13 protein-coding genes are annotated in these 23,703 nt (G+C 32.3%); 2 read left to right on the top strand and 11 right to left on the bottom strand.

The genetic code is table 11. The features are described from left to right. Nucleotides 1–19: 19 nt before the first annotated feature. The 11 genes from RC62_RS19555 to corA form a co-directional block, all read right to left on the bottom strand. Nucleotides 20–1,939: a family 43 glycosylhydrolase gene (locus RC62_RS19555; RefSeq protein WP_055097999.1), complete on the bottom strand. Its 1,920-nt coding sequence runs from the start codon at nucleotides 1,937–1,939 to the stop codon at nucleotides 20–22. Nucleotides 1,940–1,944: 5 nt separating this feature from the next. Then, complete coding sequence (locus RC62_RS19560) at nucleotides 1,945–2,733, bottom strand: glycerophosphodiester phosphodiesterase family protein (protein ID WP_055098000.1); 789 nt, start codon at nucleotides 2,731–2,733, stop codon at nucleotides 1,945–1,947. Between the two features lie 111 nt (nucleotides 2,734–2,844). Then, nucleotides 2,845–5,145, bottom strand: coding sequence for a beta-glucosidase BglX (bglX, locus tag RC62_RS19565; RefSeq protein ID WP_055098001.1), 2,301 nt, complete (start codon nucleotides 5,143–5,145; stop codon nucleotides 2,845–2,847). A 92-nt stretch (nucleotides 5,146–5,237) separates the two neighbouring features. Continuing rightward, complete coding sequence (locus RC62_RS19570; RefSeq protein WP_055098002.1) at nucleotides 5,238–5,951, bottom strand: prolyl oligopeptidase family serine peptidase; 714 nt, start codon at nucleotides 5,949–5,951, stop codon at nucleotides 5,238–5,240. Between the two features lie 8 nt (nucleotides 5,952–5,959). Next, entirely contained in the window at nucleotides 5,960–7,333 is a 1,374-nt protein-coding gene (locus tag RC62_RS19575) for a glucoamylase family protein (RefSeq protein WP_055098003.1), read from the bottom strand. A 68-nt stretch (nucleotides 7,334–7,401) separates the two neighbouring features. Then, nucleotides 7,402–8,865 carry a RagB/SusD family nutrient uptake outer membrane protein gene (locus RC62_RS19580; protein ID WP_055098004.1) on the bottom strand — a complete coding sequence of 488 codons (1,464 nt, stop codon included), beginning with the start codon at nucleotides 8,863–8,865 and terminating at the stop codon, nucleotides 7,402–7,404. Nucleotides 8,866–8,869: 4 nt separating this feature from the next. Further along, entirely contained in the window at nucleotides 8,870–11,893 is a 3,024-nt protein-coding gene (locus RC62_RS19585; RefSeq protein WP_082421333.1) for a SusC/RagA family TonB-linked outer membrane protein, read from the bottom strand. A 244-nt stretch (nucleotides 11,894–12,137) separates the two neighbouring features. Beyond that, entirely contained in the window at nucleotides 12,138–14,882 is a 2,745-nt protein-coding gene (locus tag RC62_RS19590; protein ID WP_055098005.1) for a LuxR C-terminal-related transcriptional regulator, read from the bottom strand. A gap of 99 nt (nucleotides 14,883–14,981) precedes the next feature. Then, nucleotides 14,982–16,166, bottom strand: coding sequence for an acetate/propionate family kinase (locus RC62_RS19595; protein ID WP_055098006.1), 1,185 nt, complete (start codon nucleotides 16,164–16,166; stop codon nucleotides 14,982–14,984). Between the two features lie 86 nt (nucleotides 16,167–16,252). Further along, the gene (gene pta / locus RC62_RS19600; RefSeq protein WP_055098007.1) at nucleotides 16,253–18,346 is read right to left on the bottom strand and encodes a phosphate acetyltransferase; all 2,094 of its coding nucleotides are present in this window, start codon (nucleotides 18,344–18,346) and stop codon (nucleotides 16,253–16,255) included. Between the two features lie 62 nt (nucleotides 18,347–18,408). Beyond that, nucleotides 18,409–19,479, bottom strand: coding sequence for a magnesium/cobalt transporter CorA (corA, locus tag RC62_RS19605; RefSeq protein ID WP_055098008.1), 1,071 nt, complete (start codon nucleotides 19,477–19,479; stop codon nucleotides 18,409–18,411). Between the two features lie 1,154 nt (nucleotides 19,480–20,633). On the opposite strand from corA, the gene RC62_RS19610 reads away from it, so the two are divergent. Next, complete coding sequence (locus tag RC62_RS19610) at nucleotides 20,634–21,329, top strand: hypothetical protein (protein ID WP_055098009.1); 696 nt, start codon at nucleotides 20,634–20,636, stop codon at nucleotides 21,327–21,329. Continuing rightward, nucleotides 21,326–23,677 (top strand): DEAD/DEAH box helicase, encoded by a 2,352-nt coding sequence (locus RC62_RS19615; RefSeq protein ID WP_055098010.1) that lies wholly within the window; start codon nucleotides 21,326–21,328, stop codon nucleotides 23,675–23,677. Before RC62_RS19610 ends, RC62_RS19615 begins: the two co-directional genes overlap by 4 nt. The last annotated feature ends 26 nt before the right edge of the window (nucleotides 23,678–23,703 follow it).

Here is a 23,703-nt window from a genome sequence, read left to right on the forward strand (position 1 = left end):
TCTCAAAATATAATTAAAATTATTTAACTTCAATTAATTCGTTTTTAGTACTAATTCCATTTTCATTAAAGGCTTCAATAGTAAAATAATACTTGGTTCCTTTATCCAAACCTCTAAAATCATATGAAGTTTCATCATATACCATAATAGTATTGTATAATTTATCAGGTGTAATGCCGTAATAAATATTATAACCTATTGCATCTGTTTGTTTTTTCCAGGAAATCATTGCATTGCGCGAATCAGATGCATTTCTGTCTACTTTAAAATCAGTAACGGATTTTGGTTTTTCTGCAAGTCCATTACCAAAAACCCTAAAATCAGAAATAGCAAATAATCCTGAGGCATTATGAATATTTTCCATTTTGATGTAACGTGCTTTGATTGCTTTTGTTAATTCAACATAATCATGCGGAACATCTTTTGCATTTTTAGACTTGTCTACTACCAATTTCCAGTTTACAGCATCATCAGACATGAAGATTTTATATTGATAATAAATATCCATCGCTTTATTATACTGCGTTGCTTTATGATCTGCATAATTAATCTGCAGCGCCTTAATCTGCATTTGTCTGCCTAAATCTAGCTGTAACCATTCTCCGGGACGATCTGTCTTTGCTGACCAATAAGTTTGAATATTTTCATCGGTTAAATTATCGGCTCCATAACAAAACTTCTCATATACTTTTTTACCTCCGTTATCTACTCTGTGGGTTTCGACCTCCATACATTCTTCTGAAGAAGAAACTGTCACAGGCTTTTTGTACGAAAGCAACATCCAGCCTGAAGAAGCTCCTTTTTCCTGATTGCGCTTTTTGGTTGGTAAAACTATAGGAAAATCTCCATAAGAAGTAATAGAATACATTACATCATCTTTATCAAATCCTGCAGGAAACATATCGATACGACGCTCAAAACGATCTTTAATCGATATTTTGCAGGTTCCGGTATTCCAATAATTTCCATAATTATCAGCAAAGGTATTTCCGTGTCCGGCTCCAATTACAAATCCGCCTGGTTTATAAGACATTGGATTGTGTTTTTGATATTCAAAAGGTCCCAACGGACTGTTTCCCACATGAACACCATTTGCATACCCTTTGTACTCTGTTGCCGGCGCTCCGTATTGCATATAATATTTACCGTTGTGTTTGGTCATCCATGCTCCTTCAATAAAATTACCCCAAGGTGCGGGTTCCATATCGTTATTAGGTCCAAAACGTTCCCAACCGTGAGAAGCCGGATCAAGACCTACAACTTCTTTAATTTGACCATATGGACGTTGAATATCCTCAACTTCTGTTGCTTTATATAATTTTTCGTAATCAGCCTGATTCCCTTTTGGAAGCCATGTTTTATAATCTACTTCTACACCAACAAGAGGTAATTTACCACTTGAGCCATAATACATATATACTTTTTTATCATCATCCTGAAAAATAGCAGGATCCCAGGTTGGCAGCATTGCTTTATCTACATGTCTCAACCATTGACCAGATTTTGGATCTGCAGTTTTCCAGATCGGATGGTCTCTTTTCCAGGTTGAACCTACATAAAATAAAGTATCATTTACAACCCACGCGGCAGGTGCGCATTGATCATCATCTGCAGGTTTTCTTTGAAAACTTCCGTAAACAAATTTCCAGTCAGACATGTCTTTACTCCAGAAATATCCTGCCTGGTTTGTAGCAAACAGATAATACTCACCTTTATAAGTAATAATTACAGGATCAGCGCTGGAACGACGGGATTCAGGAATGCCATTATGATTTTCAGTAGTATAATTATACCCTATATTAACTGGATTACAGTAAGTCGTTGCTTTTTTATTAGGATCAAACCATTCTGTTTTTCCGGGAATATTCGTTTTTTGCGCCCCACTATTATTGCATACAAACAAGAGCAATAAAAGTGGTATTGAAAGTAGTTTATGCATTTTTTCTATTTTTTATTTTTTATTCTTTTATTTAATAGTTCAGGTTCATTTGTGGTTATGTAATCGAATTTATTTTCAATAATCCAATCCATAATTTCAGGGTCATTAACTGTCCAGACATTTAAAATAATCTTATTGTCTTTTGCTTCTTTTATCCATTCAGGATGTTTTTGGAAAACGGAATAATGAAAATCAATTCCTGAAATATGATCTGATTTTACTTCTTTTGGAGACTTATTTCCTTCCAGATATTGCAAAGAAGTTACAGGATCTATTTGCCTGATTTGCTTTAGAATTTCATAATCAAAACTGATGTAGCAGGTAATTTTTTCAGCATTAAGTTTTTTAATCGTTTGAACAGTTTTTAAGGCTGTTTGTTTTCCTCTTTCCTTGCTGATTTCCGAAGGTTTTATTTCGCATACCAACAAAGTATTTTTATTGTTTTTTTTACCCTCAGTAATATATTCATATAAAGTTGGCAGTTTTTCTCCGTTGGAAAGTTTAAACTTTATCAAATCAGCGTAGGTAGTTTCTTCAATAAGTAATTTATTAAAATGAGCGTCGTGATTGATTATTAACGAATCATCTGCCGTTCTCCAAACATCAAACTCTGAACCTGTAAGTTTTAAATCTATAGCATGCCTAAGAGAAGCAATTGAATTTTCAGGAAAATTATTTTGCTTCCAGGCACCGCGATGTGCTACAATTCCATTTTTCTTTACAGCACAAGAAGAAGAAAAAACAAGTACTATCAAGACTAAAAAAAATAATTGATATTGTTTATTGGCATTCATTTGTAGAAAATTAAAATTGTAAAAAATTACTGTACTTTTTAAGACTAAAAAGCTAAAAAAAAGCCCTTCGCTAACCAAAGACGAAGGGCAATTAACTAATTAACAAACCAATTATTTAGCTAATTCAAAACTAACTTTCTTATCGGCATTTGAATTTCCTCCAACGAAAATATCAAACTGTCCAGGCTCTGCTACGAATTGTAAATCAGAGTTATAAAATTTTAAATCTTCAACCGTGATATCAAAAGTCACCGTTTGTTTTTCACCTTTTTTAAGTGTTATTTTTTGGAAATTTTTCAATTCTCTAACTGGTCTTGTTACTGAACCTACTAAATCTCTAATGTATAATTGAACGGTCTCTTTTCCGTCATAGATACCTGTATTCGCTACATCAACTGTTACTTTCAATTTTCCGCCTGCATTCATTTTATCAGATGAAATTTTCAGGTTAGAATACTCAAATGAAGTATAACTTAAACCAAAACCAAATGGAAATAATGGCTCGTTTCTTTCGTCGATATAATTAGATCTGAATTTTTCGAATTTGCCTTCTGTGTTAGAAAGTGGTCTTCCTGTATTTTTGTGAGCGTAGTAAATTGGCAATTGTCCAACGCTTCTAGGGAAAGTTGTTGTTAATTTTCCGGAAGGATTTACATCTCCAAATAAAACATCTGCAATAGCATAACCAGCCTCAGAACCTGCGAACCAAACATTCAAAATAGCAGGAACAGTTTCGTTTTCCTCTTTTAAAACTAAAGGACGACCATCAAATAAAACCAATACAACTGGTTTTCCTGTTTTTAATAATGCATTTAATAAATCTTTTTGTGCTTGCGGAATTTCTAAATTTGTACGGCTGCTTGATTCTCCGCTCATTTCTGCAGATTCTCCAAGTGCAGCAACAATTACATCTGACTGATTGGCTACTTTTAAAGCTTCTGCCAATAATTCTTCTTTTGAACGTGCATCACGGTGTAAGGTTTTACCAAACATTGTTGCGTTAGTTTCAAAAGTTTCATCGTAATCTAAGTTACTTCCTTTAGCATATAAAACTTTCGCCGTTTTTCCAGTTACTTCTTTGATTCCTGTTAATAATGATATAGCATTTTCCATTTTTGTAGCTACACTCCAAGTTCCCGGCATATTCTCTTTTGCATCTGCCAATGGTCCGATTAAAGCAATTGTACCTGATTTTTTAAGAGGCAATACCTGACCTTGATTTTTTAATAAAACCAATGATTGTGCAGAGATTGATCTTGCTTCTTTTCTGCTGCTTGCTGTAAAGATTTCAGTTTTTGCTCTGTTAGCATCGCAATATTTATATGGATCCTGGAACAATCCTAAATCATATTTAGCTTCTAAAATAAGCTTAACTGCATTATCGATAGTTTCGATTGTTACTTTTTTCTCGTCTAATGATTTTTTCAAAGTTCCTAAGAAACCTTCTCCAACCATATCCATTTCAACACCTGCATTTAGCGATAAAGCAGAAACTGCTTGTAAATCACCCATACCATGTTCAATCATTTCTGGAATTCCGGTAAAATCAGTTACTACAAAACCTTTAAAACCCCATTGTTTTCTTAAAACATCTGTCATTAACCATTTGTTTCCTGTTGCAGGAATTCCGTCAACCTCATTAAAAGAAGCCATAACAGATCCTACACCTGCATCAACAGCTGCTTTGTAAGGAGGGAAATAATCATTAAACATTCTGATGTGACTCATATCAACCGTATTGTAATCACGTCCTGCTTCTGGCGCACCATACAAAGCGAAGTGTTTTACACACGCCATAATCGAATTATTTTTTGAAAGATCGTGTTGTTGATAACCATTTACCATTGCTTTTGCAATTTGGCTTCCTAAGTACGGATCTTCACCTGAACCTTCAGAAACTCTACCCCAACGAGGATCGCGAGAGACGTCTACCATTGGCGAGAATGTCCAGTTAATCCCGTCAGCACTTGCTTCCTGAGCAGCAATTTGAGCACTTCTTTCGATTAACCCCATATCCCAGGTACAAGATAATCCTAACGGAATTGGAAATGTTGTTTCGTAACCGTGAATAACATCCATCCCAAAAATCAATGGAATTTTCAAGCGGCTTTGTTCAACAGCAATTCTTTGAACTTCTCTAATTTTTTGAACAGATTTAATATTGAATAAACCTCCAACTTTACCTTCAGCAATCTTTTTAGCCACATCAGAACTGTTTGCTTGTCCTGTCGTAATATCTCCGGAAGTTGGTAAATTAAGCTGACCTAATTTTTCATCCAATGTCATTTTTGACAATAACTCTGCTACAAACTCTGATTTTGGTTTAATTTTTACTGCACTTTTAGTATTCTTTTTCTGGGCATAACCCAAAACAGCACATCCTAAAAATAGTAAGACTAATTTGTTTTTCATGTGTATTTAATATTTGTATTTTTAATGGAGTGTGGAATCGCAGTTCTTCATTGTAATTCAAATTTGGAATCATTGCGATTTCATTCTATTATTTATTTGTTGGTATTCTTTTTTATCTGCTTAAACATCCAGTCATATATTTCCGGATTGTCATAAACTCTTGTCCAGCTATCGTGTCCTGCGTCATCAAAAATGGTCAATTGAACATCTTTAGCATTGCATTTTTTCAATTCTTTATAAATACTTATGGCGTAATCAACTTTTACCACATCATCTAATAATCCGTGAAAGATCCTGGTTGGGATATTCGCTATTTTACAGGCACTTTCCATCTCGATCAAATCAACAAAACCAGAAATAGGCACTATTGCAGCAAACATATCCGGATATGAAAGGGCTAAATTCCAGGCTGCCCAACCTCCGGAGCTTAATCCTGTAACATATATTCTTTGAGAATCTATTTTGTTCTCTTTTTGGATTTTCAAAATCAATTCATGAATAGATTCAATATTCCAATTCTCATCTTCCTTACATTGTGGTGCCAAAACATAAGCATCTAATTGATGTGTTTTTAGATATTTTAGAGGTCCATTGATTTTTACTTTTTCAATGTCCGTTCCTTTTTCTCCATCACCAGAAATAAAAACTACTAATGGTTTTTTATCTTTTGTACTGGCTGGCTTATGTAATGCGTAACCTAATTCATAATTGGTTACGACAACTGTTTTTATTTTTCCTGTTGTCTCGCTTTGTGCAAACCCTACAATAGAAAACAACAGTGTAAAAAGTGTTAACTTGAAGTTCATTCTAAATACTATTTAATTCCGTATTTTTCAGATTTAAAGCCCAGCTTCACTAAACCTTGTTTTACTTCGGGAGCATTCATGAATAATTTCCATAATAAACCCGTACGATAGTTTTCGATCATAACGACTTCAGGTCCCTGATCGATAGCCAAATAGCGTTTTGCTGCCCAATTATTGTTCTGTAAACTCAAAGCATCATAAAAACCGGCATTTCCCCAGGTTTCTTTTTTATGATTATCATATAAATTGCGAATTACAGCCATTGATTCTTTTGGTGTATATACAATTGAACTTATTGCAGCAGTTGGCGACATAACGCCTTGATCGTTGCTTGGCATATGCGCATTGTAACCAATAGATCCGTCAGGATTTCTTGAATACGAAGCACTTAGTCCCCAATAATCAGCAGTATATCCATTTTTTGGATTTTCTAAACAATATTCATAATTGATTTTTGTCTGATTGACATTCAGATCCCAATAATTAGCATATTTATCTGTTAATTGATTTGGATCTAAGCCTACATAAGAATAATGTGCCCAGAATAATGGCCCTCCAAATTCCTGGGCTCCATTATGTTTTAAAACTAATGGAATATTATATTTTGTTTTAGAAGAAACAATTTCACCACTTCTGGCCCATCCTTCATGGTATGCTTTTGCATCAATTGAATGTGTTGGCGAAGATGCTGCAAGCACGTAAGTAATCAAACATTCATTATATCCTTCTAAAGGAAAATTCATTTGCCAATCATACGTTGGTGACCAATGCCAATACAATACATTTTTATTATTGGTGTACCATTGCCAGTCTACCCCTTTCCAAAGCGCGTCATATTTTTGAGCTACAGCTTTCTCTTTATCCGAACCGTCTTTTAGATATTCGCGAACAGTAATCATCCCTGCAACCAAAAATGATGTTTCGACTAAGTCTCCACCATTATCCTTGGTTCCAAAAGGTTTTACTTTTCCGGTATTTCCGTCTATCCAGTGTGACCATGCTCCGTGAAAACGATCTGCTTTGCCTAAAAAATCAGCAATTTTGTTTAATCGCTCAACTCCTTTTTCTTTAGTAATATAACCTTGCGACATTCCTGAAACTACAGCCATTAATCCAAAACCTGAACCTCCGGTTGTTACTATATTTGCATCATTTTCAGGATAAACTCCATCCGGATGATAACGTTCTCTTGCTAATCCTGAATTTGGCTCAGCATAATCCCAAAAATATTTAAAGGTTTGTTTTTGAACAGTAGTTAAAAGTTCCTCATCTGTTAATTTTACAGCAACTGCCTTTTCTCCTTCATTTTCTTTTGATTTATCAGCATTGGAGCCACAACCAAAAAATGTAAAAACTAATAATAAAACTGAAATTCTAACCATTATAAAAAATTTAAAATTTAATAAATAATCACTTCCTCCAAGATCTTGAAGGAAGTGATATATTAATATTAATTGTAACCAGGATTTTGAGAAGACATTCCTTCTGCTATTAAAAGAAATGATGCCGGAATTGGGAATAATTCGTTTTTACCTACTGTAAATACTTTTCCATCTACCGTAAAAGCATCTTTTGCCTGACCAGTTCTAACTAAGTCAAAGAATCTGTCAAATTCAAAGGCTAATTCAACTCTTCTTTCTTTCCAGATTGCAGTTCTAACTGCTGCCTGAGAAGTTGCCGGAGTATCACCTAAACCAGCTCTGTGTCTGATTACATTTAATAATGGAATCGCTTGTGAAGTTTGTCCTAATTCATTTAAAGCTTCAGCTTTCATTAATAATACTTCACCGTATCTTAAATATTTAATGTTAGCATCTGTTTCCCATGCACTTGTATATGCAGAAGAATAAGCTTTTAAATTATATCTCGGATTAGGATCATCTGCACTTATTACAGGAATTACTCTTCCATCATATAAAGTTGCACCTCTAAAAATAATCGTTGCATCTTTTCTGACATCTCCAGTTTCATAAGCATTAACTAAACTTTGAGAAGGCTGATTGAATCCCCATCCCCATGCATCACGAACACCCTGAACGTTAGAATATCCTTGAATTCCACGAGCTGGTACTGCACCATTACCGTTTATTTCAAAAATAGATTCTCCATCATTTTCTCCTTCTAATCTGAACATTTTAGCATAATCCGGAGAAATAATATATCCTGTAACCATATTACAGTTATCTACAACACTTTGCCATTTTTTTTGATACAAACTTACTTTAGCCAATAAAGCATAAGCTGCACCTTTTGAAGCTCTTGCCTTTTCAGCATCAGCATATTGAGATTTATTTGGTAAAACTGCTGCAGCCTCAGTCAAATCTTTTTCAATAAAAGCATAAACTTCAGCAGTTGTTTTACGAGTCAGCTGCATAGCTTTATTTTCTGCTGATAATGGAATACTAGCTACTCGATCTACAATTGGAACACCTCCATAACATTTCACCAAAGTAAAGTACATGAAAGCTCTCAAAAATTTTGCCTCAGCCATTAATCTTTCTCTTAATGCCGGATCAGCTTTGTCTAATTTTGGAAGAATAGCTAATGCCTGGTTACATCTATTGATTCCGTCATAATTAGCATTAAAAGTACTTTCAGCAGATGGATTTGATGCATTATAAGTTAACGCATCCAAAACATCTTTATCAGTACCTGTATCACTTGGAGTTGAGCCTTTATCAGCATCATCAGAGGTAATACTTGCTAAACCTATCCATCCGAATGAACTCATATCCCAGTCTAAAAATTTACTGTAGATTGAGGTTACAAATGTTTTTGCTCCACTGTCATTGTTAAACAGCTCGATATCATCTGTAGAAATAGTTTCTGTTTGTTTAACATCTAAGTAATCATCTGCACATCCGGTGAATGTAAATGCTGATAACACGAAGATTGATATATATATCTTTTTCATAATATTAAAATTTTAAATTAGCACCAATTACAAATGATCTTAATGTTGGATAAGCATCCAATTCTACCCCTTGTGTCCCATAAGGATTACCATCTCCATTTAACTCAGGAGAGAAACCAGAATATTTCTGTGTTATAAAAGGGTTGATTGCATTAAGATAAATTCTGCAAGAACTAATAAACTGGTCATCTTTAAGAGGAAGTTTGTATCCTAAAGTAATGTTGTTAATTCTAAAGAAATCAGCAGACTCCATATAATAAGTCGAAGCAACAGGAACTGTATTAAATGGTCTTGGATTCTGAGATGTTGTATTTGTTGGACTCCAATAATCATTTGTCATAGAAGCCTCGACGTTTTCACCTCCAAAACGCTGTGCTTTTTTACCATTATATACTTTTGCTCCACCTGTTCCATATCCGTCAACTGAAAAATCAATGTTTTTGTAAACAAGTCCTAAAGAAACTCCGTAGTTAGCTTTTGGTAAAATTGAACCTACATATTTTTTATCAGCTGTTGCAGATAAAGCATCCTGAGTCACTTTAGCACCAGAAGCATTATAATAAAGCATGTTTCCATTTGCCGGATCTACACCTGCATATTCATAAAGATAAAAACTACCTAATGGCTGACCAACTGAGTTGTTGTATAACAATTTAGTATCTTGACCATTTCCTAAATTACCTCCAATAACCTGAGATAATGAAATATCTTTTAAGCTTGTAAGCTCATTTTTATTGTGTGAGAAGTTACCTCCAACCCAGTAGCTTAAATCTTCAGTAATTTTATCATCCCAACGTAAAGCAATTTCATAACCTTTGTTTGAAACTTCACCAACATGAGAAGGAGAAGCAGTTGTAATTCCAGAAGTTGGATAAGGTTTTACATATAAAATTACATTATCTGTATTTTTGTCATAAACATCAAATGATCCTTTCAATCTGCTGTCTAAAAATTCAAAATCAATACCTGCAGAAGTCTCTTCAGTAATTTCCCATGTTAAAGTAGGGTCAATTTGAGAAGTGATACTTGATCCTTCATATAAAATTGAACCTCCCAGATAACTATTTAATCCAGAATTATAACTTTGACTGTTCAACGGTACATTTTGGTTACCCAATTTACCCCAGCTTCCTCTTAATTTGATTAAATTAACTCCTTTAATATCTGACAAGAAACTTTCTTTAGTCATAATCCATCCAAGACCTACAGATGGGAAAGTTCCCCAACGATAATCTTTATTAAAGTTTGAAGATCCATCACGTCTAATAGTTCCAGTTACTAAGTATTTATCCATCAATTTGTATTGGAAACGTCCAAAATAAGAAGCTAATTTACTCTCATTGAATACAATATCTTGTAAATTTGTAACAGTACCAGAGTAATCTACTCCTTTTGCATCTGTAGCATTATATAAAGACCAATAGTTAGAATCAGGACTTACATTTTTTCTTGTAATAACTAATTTTTCTCTTGGACCTTTTACAGAAGTTTCGATACCTGCTGTTAATTCAACATCATGAATTTGAGAAAATACTTTATTATAAGTGAAATAGTTAGACAAGTTCCAGTTAAAATATTGCTCTCTGCCTCTAGTCAATAAATTGATAGGATCAGTACTTGAATAATCTCCATCTTTACGAGTTGGATTAGCAGCTAACCAAACATTTTTAGTATCCTCGAAATTATAATTTTTCCAAGTATAGTATTCACCATTAAATTGTGAAGTAAACTTTAAACCTTTTAAGATTTCATAATCTAATTTCAAACCACCCTGAAGTGTAATACTTCTTTGTTGTTCATTGTAAAAATCTAATTGTGCTACAGGATTACCAACATTGTTAAATGAAGTACCTGTTGGGCTTGCTACTCCGCTTGCATCTGCAAAAGGTGCTCCATATTGACCATTTGCAAAACGAACAGGAACAATTGATGACTGTTTGTATGCATTTGTAAATGCGCCTAATGGTTTTGGTGTAGAATTAGCCGAAGTAAAGCTAAAGTTTTGATTTAAAGTAACTTTTTTAGAAAGTTTAAATTCATTGTTGTTTCTAAAACTTGTACGGCTGTAATCTAAGCCGTTAAGAATTGCTTTTTCCTGATAGTTACCTGCACTAAAAAAGTATTTAACATTTTCTGTAGCGCCAGAAATAGAAATATTATTTTGAGTATAAGTACCAGTTCTTGTAATTTCATCAAACCAATTTGTATTAACAGGTTGATTTGTTGAAAATCTGTTTGTTCCTAAAGAAGCATTAGAATAGCTTGCATATTGATTAGCATCTGCCATTTTTACTTTCTTAAGCGGTGTTCTGACACCACCAAAACTTTCCACTTCTACAGATATTTTATCACCTTTACCTTTTTTAGTAGTAATAATGATCACCCCGTTTGCAGCTCTGGTACCATAAATAGCTAAAGATGAAGCATCTTTTAGAATTTCATAAGATGTAATATCATTTGTATTGATATTATTGATGTTTTCCGTTGGCATACCATCAACAATATACAATGGATTTCTTCCTCCTAACGCTGTACCTAAACCTCTAATAACAACTGAAGGTGTACTACCAGGAGCATCTGAAGAAGTTACCTGAACCCCGGCAGCTTTACCCTGAATAGCCTGAGAAGCATTTAATACCTTTGTTCTTGTAACATCCTCAGCTTTTAAAGAAGTAATAGCTGAAGTATTATCAATTTTTTTTCTGGTACCATATCCTATTACTACTACTTCTTTTAACGCAGTATCTCCTGCTTCTTTTAAAGTAATTGTCATAGGAGATGTAGTTGCTGCTATAGAAACAGCCTCAAAACCTAACATTGAGATCTTTAAAATCTCGCCCTCTTTGGCATTTATTGTAAAATTTCCGTCGAAATCAGCATCAGTCGAAGTTCTGGAATTAGAAGCAGCGATAACTGCTCCAGGAATTCCCATTCCGCTACTGTCTACTACTTTTCCTTTAATTGCTTGACCAGACATGTAAGCTGGCAGTAGCAAAAGTGCTAAAAAGCTAAAAATAAAATTTTTCATACAGTTTGTAATCGTTTAAGTTAGTAGAGCCAAATTAAACAATTACAACGTTGTAGTACATCAAATACCACTACTACATAGCTACATCATTATGTTAAAAAACAAACATATAATATTGATTATTAAAACAATAAATGTTAATTAAATTTTATTAACATTACGTTATGATGTAGTAATGATGTATTGGAATTATATAAAAAATGATGTGTAAAAATATAATATCCTTAAAATTTAAATGCAAATCTTACAGACTTAATAAAAACTTTGAGAGGTTTTCGTCCTGAGTAAGGTTTAATTTCTTTCTTAAGCGATATCTGTGCAATTCTACGCCTCGAAAAGAGATATTCATCAGAGGTGCAATTTCCTTTGAAGAGAGGTTCATTTTAAGATAAACACATAATTTTATATCTTTTGGAGTAAGGTTTGGGAACTTCTTAGACAAGCTTATTATAAATTCATTGTGAATTTGATTTAGATTGGTTTCAAAGATTTCCCACTCGTGTTTATTTACTTCATTTATCTTAATAGCTTTTTTAATTTCACTTTTAAGCTTATTAAAATCTTTTTCTGAATCTAAAATACTTTGAATGTTTTCGATCATTTCACTTTGCTTTGCAATAGATAAAGATTTTCCAGCAACTTCAGATGATTTTGTTTGTAATTCAAGTTCTAAGATATGTTTTTGATATTCCTGAATATTTAATTCATTCTCTGCTTTCAATTCCATTTCAAGAATTTCTCGCTGATGTTTTAGTTCTTCTGCTTGCAATTTTAATTTTTGCATATAGCGAAGTTTATTCCATTTGTAATAGAAAAATAATACGGTACCTACTATCAGCATATATAACAAAACCATCCAAAACGAAAAATACCATGGTTCTGCAACACGAAACTCAAAACCCGAAACTTTTTCATAAGTAGCTCCATCATGTTTGTATACAATTATAGAATGATTGCCGCTACTCAGATTATTAAGTACAATCAATCCGCCAGAAATCTGAATGAAGTCATTACTTTTATTCAGCTTATAAAATAAATTAGGTTTACTTGCTCCGTAAATACCCGATATTACATTTATCTTGAGCTCTGTATTATATTTAATTTTAGAATCATTAGAAACTAATGTCCCGTCATTATACGCTTCTATTTTAACATCAGAATTTTGTTTGTTTTCATATTTTAACTGAAGAGAAATAAATCCGTCATCAAGATTTAGCAAATAATGATTTTGAGTTTTAAAAATTCTCAAATTATCATTGATCAATTTTCCTTTATAATATTTCTCCTGAATAATATTCCAGACAAATTTATTTCCTGAAGCCTGAATATGATATAAAATTCCGTCCTGAAGCACCATAAAATGATCTTCATCAATGGCTACAACATCAGTTATATTTTTAAAATTAACGTTAAAGAGTTCATTGCCTTCCAGCTTGTTTGTAATAGAATTATAAGTATACCAGGAATTGTTGATTAGAAAAAGAATCTCGTTTCTAAATTCGAAGATTTTAACACCAAAATCATTTTTTATTTTGCTTTGCTGTGTAATATTCTCCACTTTTTTAGTCTTATAATCGTCAGTATACAAAACACGATATAATCCCCGATAATTATCAGCTGCCCAGATTTCATTTTTTTTATTCTGAGCTACGTATTTTATAGGTTTCGAAAGATCTTTTATTACCGTATTTTGAGTAAGTTTCGAAATATCATCATATACTAAAACACCACTGTAAGTAGATTGAAAATAGGTATTATTAATACTGCTTTTAGACAAATTCCAACCTCCGCTAATGTTGTTTGTTTTTGTTAAAGAACCATTATCATAACAAAATGTACCATCGTTATGACCTATAATGTACTTATTATCAATTTTAGTAATATTCCATGCCTGACCTTGAGTATTGGGCATCATATGAAATTTACCTGAATCAAATTCAAAAACACCATGATTAGAAGCTATCAAATAACCTTTGTTAGTTGTTGCTACTGAGTAAACTGAGCCCAAAAGTCCTGAATTATCATAAAAAAATGAGATTGGAGAATTTACTTCAACATGTGCAATTCCATTATCCAGACCCAGCCATAAATCATTTTCCTTATCAAATCCAATACTCAGAATTGAATTATTCATCAAAACATTATTCCTGTCGATATTTTTATAGGTATTTGTAGTAAAATCATAGATATAAAGACCTCTGTTTCCTGTTCCTATAACCAGTTTGTTTCCTTTAATGAATTTAGCAACATTAATTGTCGCTGCTTTCAGGGTTTCATTTAATGGATTATTCCAGGGTTTTAAACCATCTTTTTCTACAATAAATATTCCTTTTTTCTGAGTAAAAATATATGCCTTGTTTTGATATTTTTCGATAGCATGAACTACTGTTTTCTTTAAGACATTCCAACCTTTTGGATTTGTAATTCGGGAACCTTTTAATCTAAACATGCCTTTTTCTACTGATGCTACATAAACATCATTATTGACTACAAAGCAATAGGATATTAAGAAAGGAAATTTTATTTTTTGAATGTGTTTCCCATTATAGATAAAAACATCATTAAAGGATTGAAAATAAATAGACCCGTTAAATCTGAAAATTTTCCAAATTTCTTCGTTGTCTTTTTCATCAAATAATCTTAGATTTTTGGTAATCGAAACATAATGCATTTTTCCATCTTTCCTGTACCAATAACCAAACTCTTTATAAGATCCGGAATAGATTTTATCACCCTCGATCATAATCGAACGGATAATAGTTTTATTAGGTAATGTATATTTTTCCCAAACCACTCCATCATATCGCAATAAATAGTGATTATTGGCAAAATACATGGCATCATCTTTACCCTGAACAACATTCCAGATTTGATTGTCGCCCTGATAATCTGATTTATTATAATTTTCTACAAAAGGAAGTAATTCTTGTGCCTGTATTTGTGAAACAATGAAAAAGAAGAAAAATAGTTTTAAAAGTGTAGATTTCAAAATATTCGAATTTATCTTCAAAGGTACTGACAAATATTTAATCCTAAAACATAAAAAAAGCTCCTCTGTAAAGGAGCTTTTTTTATATATAGAAGATATTTAACTTTCAAGCAAATGATAAACCTGATTTGCAATTTCATATTCTTCATCCGTCGGAACCACTAATACTTTTGTTTTTGAATTTATTGTACTGATTTCTCTAATTTCTTTAGATCGGATTTTATTTTTCTCCTGATCCAGTTCAATTCCAAAATAATCCATATCCGTACAAACCAACTTACGCATGTATGATGAGTTTTCCCCAATTCCGGCTGTAAAAACTATAGCATCCAAGCCATTTAAAGCAGCTGTATAAGAACCAATTGTTTTTCTAATTCTATAAGCATTCATTAATAAAGCCAATTGACAATCTTTATTGCCTTTTTCAGCTTCTGACTCAATATCACGCAAATCACTATAACCTGTTAACCCAAGCATTCCGCTTTGTTTCAATAAAATTGCATTTACTTCGTCTGGCGTATAATTCAGGTTTTTTATCAAGTAAAAGATAACTGACTGATCGATATCTCCCGCACGAGTTCCCATTATTAATCCATTTGAAGGCGAAAAACCCATTGTATGATCGATACTTTTCCCATCTTTAATTGCGGTCATACTACAACCATTTCCTAAGTGGATCGTAATAATTTTTGAATTGTGATCTAAATAATCAATTGCTTTTTCAGAAACATATTTATGACTCGTTCCATGAAAACCATATACACGGACTTTATTCTCTGTTAAAAGATAATTAGGAATCGCATATTTATAAGCCTCAACCGGAATAGTCTGATGAAAAGCAGTATCAAAAACTGCTACTTGTTTTGCTGATGAAAAAATTTCCTCGGCTACATTTATTCCAACTAAATGTGCTGGATTATGTAATGGAGCCAGTTCTGAAAGTTCTTTTATTTTTTCTTTTACTTCCTCGGTAATAATTGTGGTGTCAGAAAAATAACTTCCTCCGTGCACGACACGATGACCAACCGCACCAATTTCCGAAGTAGATTTTATAACTCCTTTTTCAGGATCTAAAAGCATTTCGGCTACTTTTTGCAAACCAACTTTATGCGATGTAATTGGTAATATTTCCTCAATAGAATCAGAGGAAGTTTTATAGGTAATATTCGAAGTTTCGAGCCCAATTCTGTCAATCATACCGGAACAAATTACTTCATTTGTTGGCATAACCATTAATTGATATTTTATTGACGAACTTCCTGAATTTATAATTAATATTTTCATTGTTTATTTATTTTTAGCTGCTAAGATGCTAAGGCGCTAAGTTTATTTAATTCACTAAAGAGGCAAAATTTATAATTAATAATTATCTAAAGTCCCTGCGCCTGAATAGCTGTAATTACAACAGTATTGATAATATCATCTACTGTACAGCCTCGGCTTAAATCGTTTACAGGCTTATTTAAACCTTGTAACATTGGTCCAATGGCTAAAGCTCCGGTTTCTCTTTGTACTGCTTTATAGGTATTATTTCCTGTATTTAAATCCGGAAAAATAAGTACACTCGCCTGCCCTGCTACTTCAGAATCCGGCATTTTGCTTTTCCCAACTACTTTATCAACGGCTGCATCATATTGAATTGGTCCTTCAATTTTAAGATCCGGTCGTTTTTGCTTTACAATTTCGGTAGCAGTTCTAACTTTATCCACTTCATCCCCTTTTCCAGATGCTCCGGAAGAATAGGAAAGCATGGCAATTTTTGGTTCAATACCGAAGGCTGAACTTGATTCTGCTGATGAAATTGCAATTTCTGCCAGTTGTTCTGCAGTTGGATTTGGATTAATAGCACAATCCCCAAAAACAGAAACTCTGTCTTCTAAACACATAAAAAACACGGATGAAACGACAGATGAATTTGGTTTAGTTTTTATGAATTGTAATGCCGGTAAAATGGTATGCTGCGTTGTATGTGCTGCTCCGGAAACCATTCCGTCAGCGTGACCTTTATACACCATCATCGTCCCAAAATAAGATACATCCTCCATTAAATCCCTTGCCATTGTAATACTTACATTTTTCGCTTTTCTAAGCTCATAATAAGTATTAGCATAATCCTCGTAAAGTTCAGATTCTTTTGGATTGATAATATTAACTTTTGAAAAATCAAATGTAATTCCTAACTCGGCAACCTTGCTTTCAATATGTTTTTTATCGCCAATAATCGAAATATCTACTACATCCATATCTAGTAATCTTGAAGCGGCAGTGATAATCCTGTCATCATATCCTTCCGGTAAAACAATATGTTTACGATGCTGTTTGGCCCTTTTTACCATATTGTACTGGAACATTTTTGGAGTCATTCCTTCTGGTACAAACGTAATTAATCTTTCAGATAAAGTTTCGACTTCAACATACTTTTCAAAAGTGGTAATCGAGGTCTCAATTTTATGTGTATTATTGGCATAAATCTCTGATCTGATTGCTCCAATTTTGTTTGTAATATGGTAAGTACCACCATCAACAGCAATAATAGGAACGATAGCAGAAAGTCCTTCGATAAGTTTTAAAATGCTTTCTTCAGGAACAATATTTCCTGTTAAGATAATTCCTGAAATGGTGGGATAATTAGCCGATTCATTGGCTTGCAAAGCTCCCAGAATAATATCTGAACGGTCTCCCGGTGTAATTACAAGGGCATTATCATGTAAATGAACTAAGTAATTATGCAATTGCATCGCACCAACGCTAAAATGCCCAATTTCATTGTTTAGATAAGCGTGTCCAAACAATACTTTTGCATCGAGCTGATTGACAATTTCCTGCATCGTTGGATTATTCAAACTTGAAATCAACGGAATTGTATTGATAAGAACATTGGCAGGTAAACTTTTCTGTAATCCCTGGGTAACTAATTCTATATTCTCAAACTGAACTTTGTTAGCAATCACAGACAATACCTCAACTTCTTTTACTTTAAAAGAATCATAAACCAAATAAAGGCTATCCACTAATTCTTCTAATGTTTTTCCAACTCCTGAACCTATGATTATAGTTGGAATTCCGAGATTTTTGGCAATTAAAACATTCAAATCCAGTTCTATTGAAGTTCCTTCTCCGGTAAAACTTGTTCCTTCGACCAAAACAAAATCAAAACGTTCTTCCAGTCTTTTATATTTTTCAATAATCAGATCTAAAACTTCGCCTATTTTACCTTTATTTTTCTTCTTTATTAATTTGCTTTTGGTAATTGCGTATGCATCTTCAAATTTAATATCAAGATCAAAATGTGACAAAACTGTTTCTATATGATTGTCTAATTCCCCATCAATAAAATCTTCGATAATTGGTCTAAAATAGCCCACTTTTGCTGTTTTACCAATTAAAATACTCATCAAACCGAGTGTAATAATCGATTTCCCGCTATTTTGATCACTAGTAGCTATATATATCGCTTTACTCATAATTTATGTGTTATATCTAAACAAATGTACTTTAAATCGTGTTTTTATTATTGAAACAAACGTTAAAACCAACGTCTTTTTTTGAAATAAATAATCAGGGCGATTACTAAAAAAAACATCGCAATCATTACGCTGTGATATCCATATTTATATCGAAGTTCCGGCATATTCTCGAAATTCATTCCGTAAACCCCAACAATAAAAGTAAGCGGGATAAAAATTGCCGAGATAATGGTTAACGTTTTCATAATCTCATTCATCTTACGGCTTTGCTCTGAAAAATAAAAATTCGAAGCGCTTTCCAGCGAACTCATATCCGACTCAATTTGCTCTAAAAGCTCTAAACTTTTTTGATGTAGTCTGACAAAAAAATTAAAGGTGTCTTTTTGAATTAAGCTGTTTGTATCATCATCTTTAATTGTTTTTAGATAATACAGCGAATCCCGAAGCGGAACTATAGCGCGTTTTAGAAAATTGAAGTTATCCCGATGATTTTCAATTTTTTCCAATATTACCGGATCTGCTCCTTTTTTGGTTAAATTGATTAACTCTTCTATTTTCTCTTCTTCATCTTCAATTGTAATGTAAAAGTTTTCTATTACGGCATCTAATAATAAATACAGCAAATAATCCACTTTTTTAGTTCTTACAATTCCGGCATGAGTGCGAAGTCGTTCCCTGATGTGCGTAAAAAAATCACTTCGTTTTTCCTGAAAAGAAATTAGAATTCCCTCTTTCAGGATAAAACTAATTTGCTCTACACTAATATTATCGGAATATTCAGAAGGCAAAAGCGATTTTATATTAAAAAATAAAACATTTTGTTGCTCTTCGAGTTTAGTTCGCTTAGTGGTATTTAAAATATCTGCCAGTAAAAAATCGTCCAGCTTAAAATGAGAACCAATAGTTTTAAGTAAACTTATATCATTTAATCCATGAACATTTAGCCAGTTATTCTTTGTATAATCAAAACAAGAATTTAATGCAGCCACGGTAAACTTTTCATATTCAACAACATCTGCATCGTCATATACAAAAAGCTGCATCTCGGTTTCATGTTCTTTATGCGTTCCTGTATACTCTAAGGTAATGTGCTGCAACTTGCGTCCTTTCTTGTATTTTATCTTTCTCATTCAAAAATATTTACAATAGTAATATTACGAAAAAGAATCTGATTGGGAAATGACATTTATCATTTTGTGATTATAAATGCGTGGTAAAATGCCAAAAAAAAGACGCACTGCTGTGCGTCTCTACAATATATATTCACAATAATACCCATAAAAAAACCGGACTATTTCTAGTCCGGTTTTCCTTATTGTGAAAGAAGAATTATTTTACTTCTTCAAAAGTAACAAACCTATATATACCAATACATTACAAAGCAATGGTACAAATAAGGTACAAATAAATCCGCAAAATAACAGGTAAAAATACTACTAAATTAAAGTTTTGTCCACTCATTGGATCTCAAAAGTTTCCGAGTCTAAAAAAAGACTTAATTAATCAAAACCCATTCAAAAGATATAAGTTGCTAAAAATCACATATAAGAGCTAAACATCAGTAAACACAGGGATTTTCGCGGATTTTATTCTATTATATTCCCGTTTTTCAACACACCTATTAATTAAAAGCTTAATTTGATTATCTTCAAAACCGCTCAAATTTTACATGCATAAAAATTTGAACTACACTTTTTTATTAACTCCTTAATAAATAATTTCATAAAACCTTTTAAACACTATTAATACAAGAAATTAAATGCGGAGCCATTGTCCGTATTCTTTCTATCTTTCTTTTGTAATACTTTCGAAGGGTAGTTTAGTGACATTATTATCAATAAAAATCGCATATTACAACTATTACATAGAATACAATTCGGTATAGTTTTAAATTTTTTTAGGAACGATTTTTAAATATTTTTAACAAATAAACCTTAAAAAATAGAAGTAATTCAATCTGTTAAGTAGATTATTTTTGAAATAACCTATCGAATTTAACTTCACCTTAATTTGTTTATTATTTTCTTTATTGCCAAAATCAGCAAAAGCATTAAAATCTTTCTATTTATATACTTTAGGAATTCTCTTCAAGCTATTGTTAAAAAAGTAAACTCATTTAAAATTACATGACTAAGTCATATCTTACTTATCTTATAAATAGTCCTAAAATCAGGTATTTCTACGGAGCTATTTCTAATATTAAAAGTTCATTTTTGTTATAATACGGAAATCCGTAATTTTTTCATCTAAAAGTTACATAATTTCGCCATAACCTCTCTACAATATGAAAATAGATGTAATTAAAAAATCAGATTATACAGATCTTTCATCAGTCTGTAGTTGCGAGATTAACTGTATTCACATAAAGATTAGCGATTACAAACCCATTATAAAGGAATTTGAAAAGCAGATTACCAACACTAGCTGGATAAATTCACTTGATGAATTATCAAAACTTGCCTTCAAGGCCAACGCTAAGAAAACAATTGATAAGATTGTTAATGACATAATAGCTAAAGTTACTACCAGCCTTACCGTTGATATTGGAGAATACATTGTCTCTTATGCTGCCCAGAACGCATTGGAACTGAAGTTCAGTCATACAAAAATTCCTCTCGCAGAATTATTGAAAGAAAAGATTTCTGGAAATCCAGGCTTTGATTTTCATTCTATCAGCTCGAATATGTACTTAATTTTTGGAGAAGCAAAATTTAGTATGGATGGTACTCCGAGAGCAAAAGCATTAAATCAAATCAGCGAATTTATAGATGATAGAGACCATGCGGAATTGTTATGGCTAAAACCTTTTTTACACAATGATACTATTACCCATATTACGAACGGCCATAGAGGATATGCCGCCGCTTTTTCCTTTAATGGCAGGAATGTTTTGAAAATTCTCAATAATGCTTTAGCCTCTGATGCAATAAAAGAAGTTGTAAAACACAAAGAACTTTACCTAATAGCAGTCGAAATATGATAAGTGAACAAATTTTTCAACCGCATTTTCATCGGGAGATCATTGATGAAATTCTATATGATTTTCATAAGCAGGGTCCAGTGAATCAAAGTCATTTAGAAACCTTAGCATACTTCAAAAAATTTAAGCCCGATTCATTTAAAAACTATGAAGCCAAATTAATGTTTCTCATGGGACTTTTTTACAAAACAGCTGAACCAAACTCTTTTTTAGAGGCTGTTTATAGTTCTTATGCACAGGCAATTATTGAAGATACTGGTCATAATTTTAGTCCTGTGCAGGCGGATGCATATAATTCAATTAAAAAGTTTACTAACTTTTCATTTTCAGCTCCTACCAGCGCCGGAAAATCTTTTTTGTTCCAAGAAATAATAAAGGAATCCACTGGAGATATTATAATTGTAATACCATCCCGTGCATTACTTTCAGAATATTTAATTAAAGTAAAAAAACTTGTACCAAAAGAAACTCTTGTCTTAGCATTTATAGAAATCGTAAATACAAAAAGAACCAAAAATCGGATTTTCATTATTACACCCGAAAGAGGAGAAGAATTATTCAAAAACTTAGACAAATTAAATATTGAATTGATTTTACTTGACGAAGCTCAGCTTTCAGAAGAAGGCATCAGAGGAATGAAGTTTGATTCGTTTGTCCGTAGAATTGACAAGAAGTTAAATAATGTAAAGAAAGTTTTCACCCATCCTTTTATAACAAATCCTGAAGCTCAATTTCTAAAACATAATATTATCAACAATACTGACTATGAAACATATAATCAAAAAACAGTCGGAAAAATATTTATAGAACATTTAAACAAAAATTTTAAATATTTTTCTCCATTTGATGATCAGATTGGAGGCAGAAATGTTGAAGGAAATATTATTAAAGAAATCATACAAAAAAATGGAACCGCTCTTATTTTTATTTCAAAATCAAAAATATACGATGGAAGTTTCATGGACTCTTACGCTGAATACGTTGAACTTTGTGAAGATATTGAAAACCAAGAAGCTATTAACTATATCAATAAATTAGAAGATTTTTTCGGAACTACAAATGACAACGAGAAACAATCTCTTCTAATTTATTTAATGCGGAAAGGAATAGTAATACATCATGGATCTATTCCCCTTAAAGCCAGATTAATTATTGAGGATTTTGTAAATAATAAGCATGCCCGCATATGTTTTTCTACTTCAACCCTTATTCAAGGTATTAATATGCCTTTTGATCTAGTCTGGATTAATAACTTCACATTTAATGGCAATGAAGACCAAAAAGCACTAAATCTAAAAAATTTGATTGGTCGGGCAGGAAGAACAACTTTAGAAAATAATTACTTTGATTATGGATATGTTGTAATCGAAAAAAAGAATAAAAAATTATTTGTCTCAAGATTAAATATGGAGTCGTCCATATCTGAAACTTCTGAACTTGATATTGAAAGCAATAGTAATAATGAAGATTTTGCCGATGTTGTAGATGCTATCAAAAATGACACTTTTAATACTGACCTTCATTTAACTGAATCACAAATCGACAGAATAAATAATTCGGATATCGATGAGGACATTAAATTTGTTTTGGATAATTTTCTAAATGCAGAGAATAAACCTTTGACAGCAAAAGAATATTATCACCTGAAAGAGTCTAAAAGAAGAAACTTAAAAAAATCTTTTGAAAACATCTACAAAGTCCATCTGAGAAGACAAGATCTTACAAATGGAGAAAAGCAGGTTTTAAGTACATCTATACCTGTTTTATTGTGGTTAATACAGGGTAAATCTTTTGCAGAAATTATTTCACTTCGTTATGCCTTCTTGTCTGAAAAAGATTTTAGAAGAAAACTACGAAATCAACTAATTAAAAAAGAAATTACATTAAAAGAATATAGAAAACTTTTAAATGAAAAGAAAGTACGCTATTCATGCATAGCAAATACATTACCGGATATCAACTTTAAAAAAGGCGTCCCATTATTCTCAAACAAGACTCACATCCTTGAAGTGGATTTTGATAAAGTTGTTTATGATACTTACGATTACATAGACAAAGTTTTATCATTATCCATTAAAGATCCCGTTAGCAGTGTATTTATTTTGTACTTTCAAAAAACCTCAGATCAAAGAGCAAATATAATAAGCAATTATATAAAATATGGCACCGACGACGAAACCGAAATATGGTTGCTGAAATATGGTTTTACATTTGATGAAATTGAGGAACTAAAAAAGCATATTATGAAAATAGATGAAACAGAAATTATCTTTAAGGAATCGATAAGCGAATACATTTTGGATGAAGATAACTTTAAATTGATTGAACGTTATTTATATATGGTATAAAACTGTTCATTTTATTAATTCCTGAC

Source organism: Flavobacterium aquidurense (assembly GCF_001404985.1).
Classification (GTDB): Bacteria; Bacteroidota; Bacteroidia; order Flavobacteriales; family Flavobacteriaceae; genus Flavobacterium; species Flavobacterium aquidurense_B.

Coding starts and splice junctions, on each gene's coding strand:
- RC62_RS19555 (WP_055097999.1), bottom strand. CDS start 1,939: ATGCATAAACTACTTTCAATACCACTTTTATTGCTCTTGTTTGTATGC.
- RC62_RS19560 (WP_055098000.1), bottom strand. CDS start 2,733: ATGAATGCCAATAAACAATATCAATTATTTTTTTTAGTCTTGATAGTA.
- bglX (WP_055098001.1), bottom strand. CDS start 5,145: ATGAAAAACAAATTAGTCTTACTATTTTTAGGATGTGCTGTTTTGGGT.
- RC62_RS19570 (WP_055098002.1), bottom strand. CDS start 5,951: ATGAACTTCAAGTTAACACTTTTTACACTGTTGTTTTCTATTGTAGGG.
- RC62_RS19575 (WP_055098003.1), bottom strand. CDS start 7,333: ATGGTTAGAATTTCAGTTTTATTATTAGTTTTTACATTTTTTGGTTGT.
- RC62_RS19580 (WP_055098004.1), bottom strand. CDS start 8,865: ATGAAAAAGATATATATATCAATCTTCGTGTTATCAGCATTTACATTC.
- RC62_RS19585 (WP_082421333.1), bottom strand. CDS start 11,893: ATGAAAAATTTTATTTTTAGCTTTTTAGCACTTTTGCTACTGCCAGCT.
- RC62_RS19595 (WP_055098006.1), bottom strand. CDS start 16,166: ATGAAAATATTAATTATAAATTCAGGAAGTTCGTCAATAAAATATCAA.
- pta (WP_055098007.1), bottom strand. CDS start 18,346: ATGAGTAAAGCGATATATATAGCTACTAGTGATCAAAATAGCGGGAAA.
- corA (WP_055098008.1), bottom strand. CDS start 19,479: ATGAGAAAGATAAAATACAAGAAAGGACGCAAGTTGCAGCACATTACC.
- RC62_RS19610 (WP_055098009.1), top strand. CDS start 20,634: ATGAAAATAGATGTAATTAAAAAATCAGATTATACAGATCTTTCATCA.
- RC62_RS19615 (WP_055098010.1), top strand. CDS start 21,326: ATGATAAGTGAACAAATTTTTCAACCGCATTTTCATCGGGAGATCATT.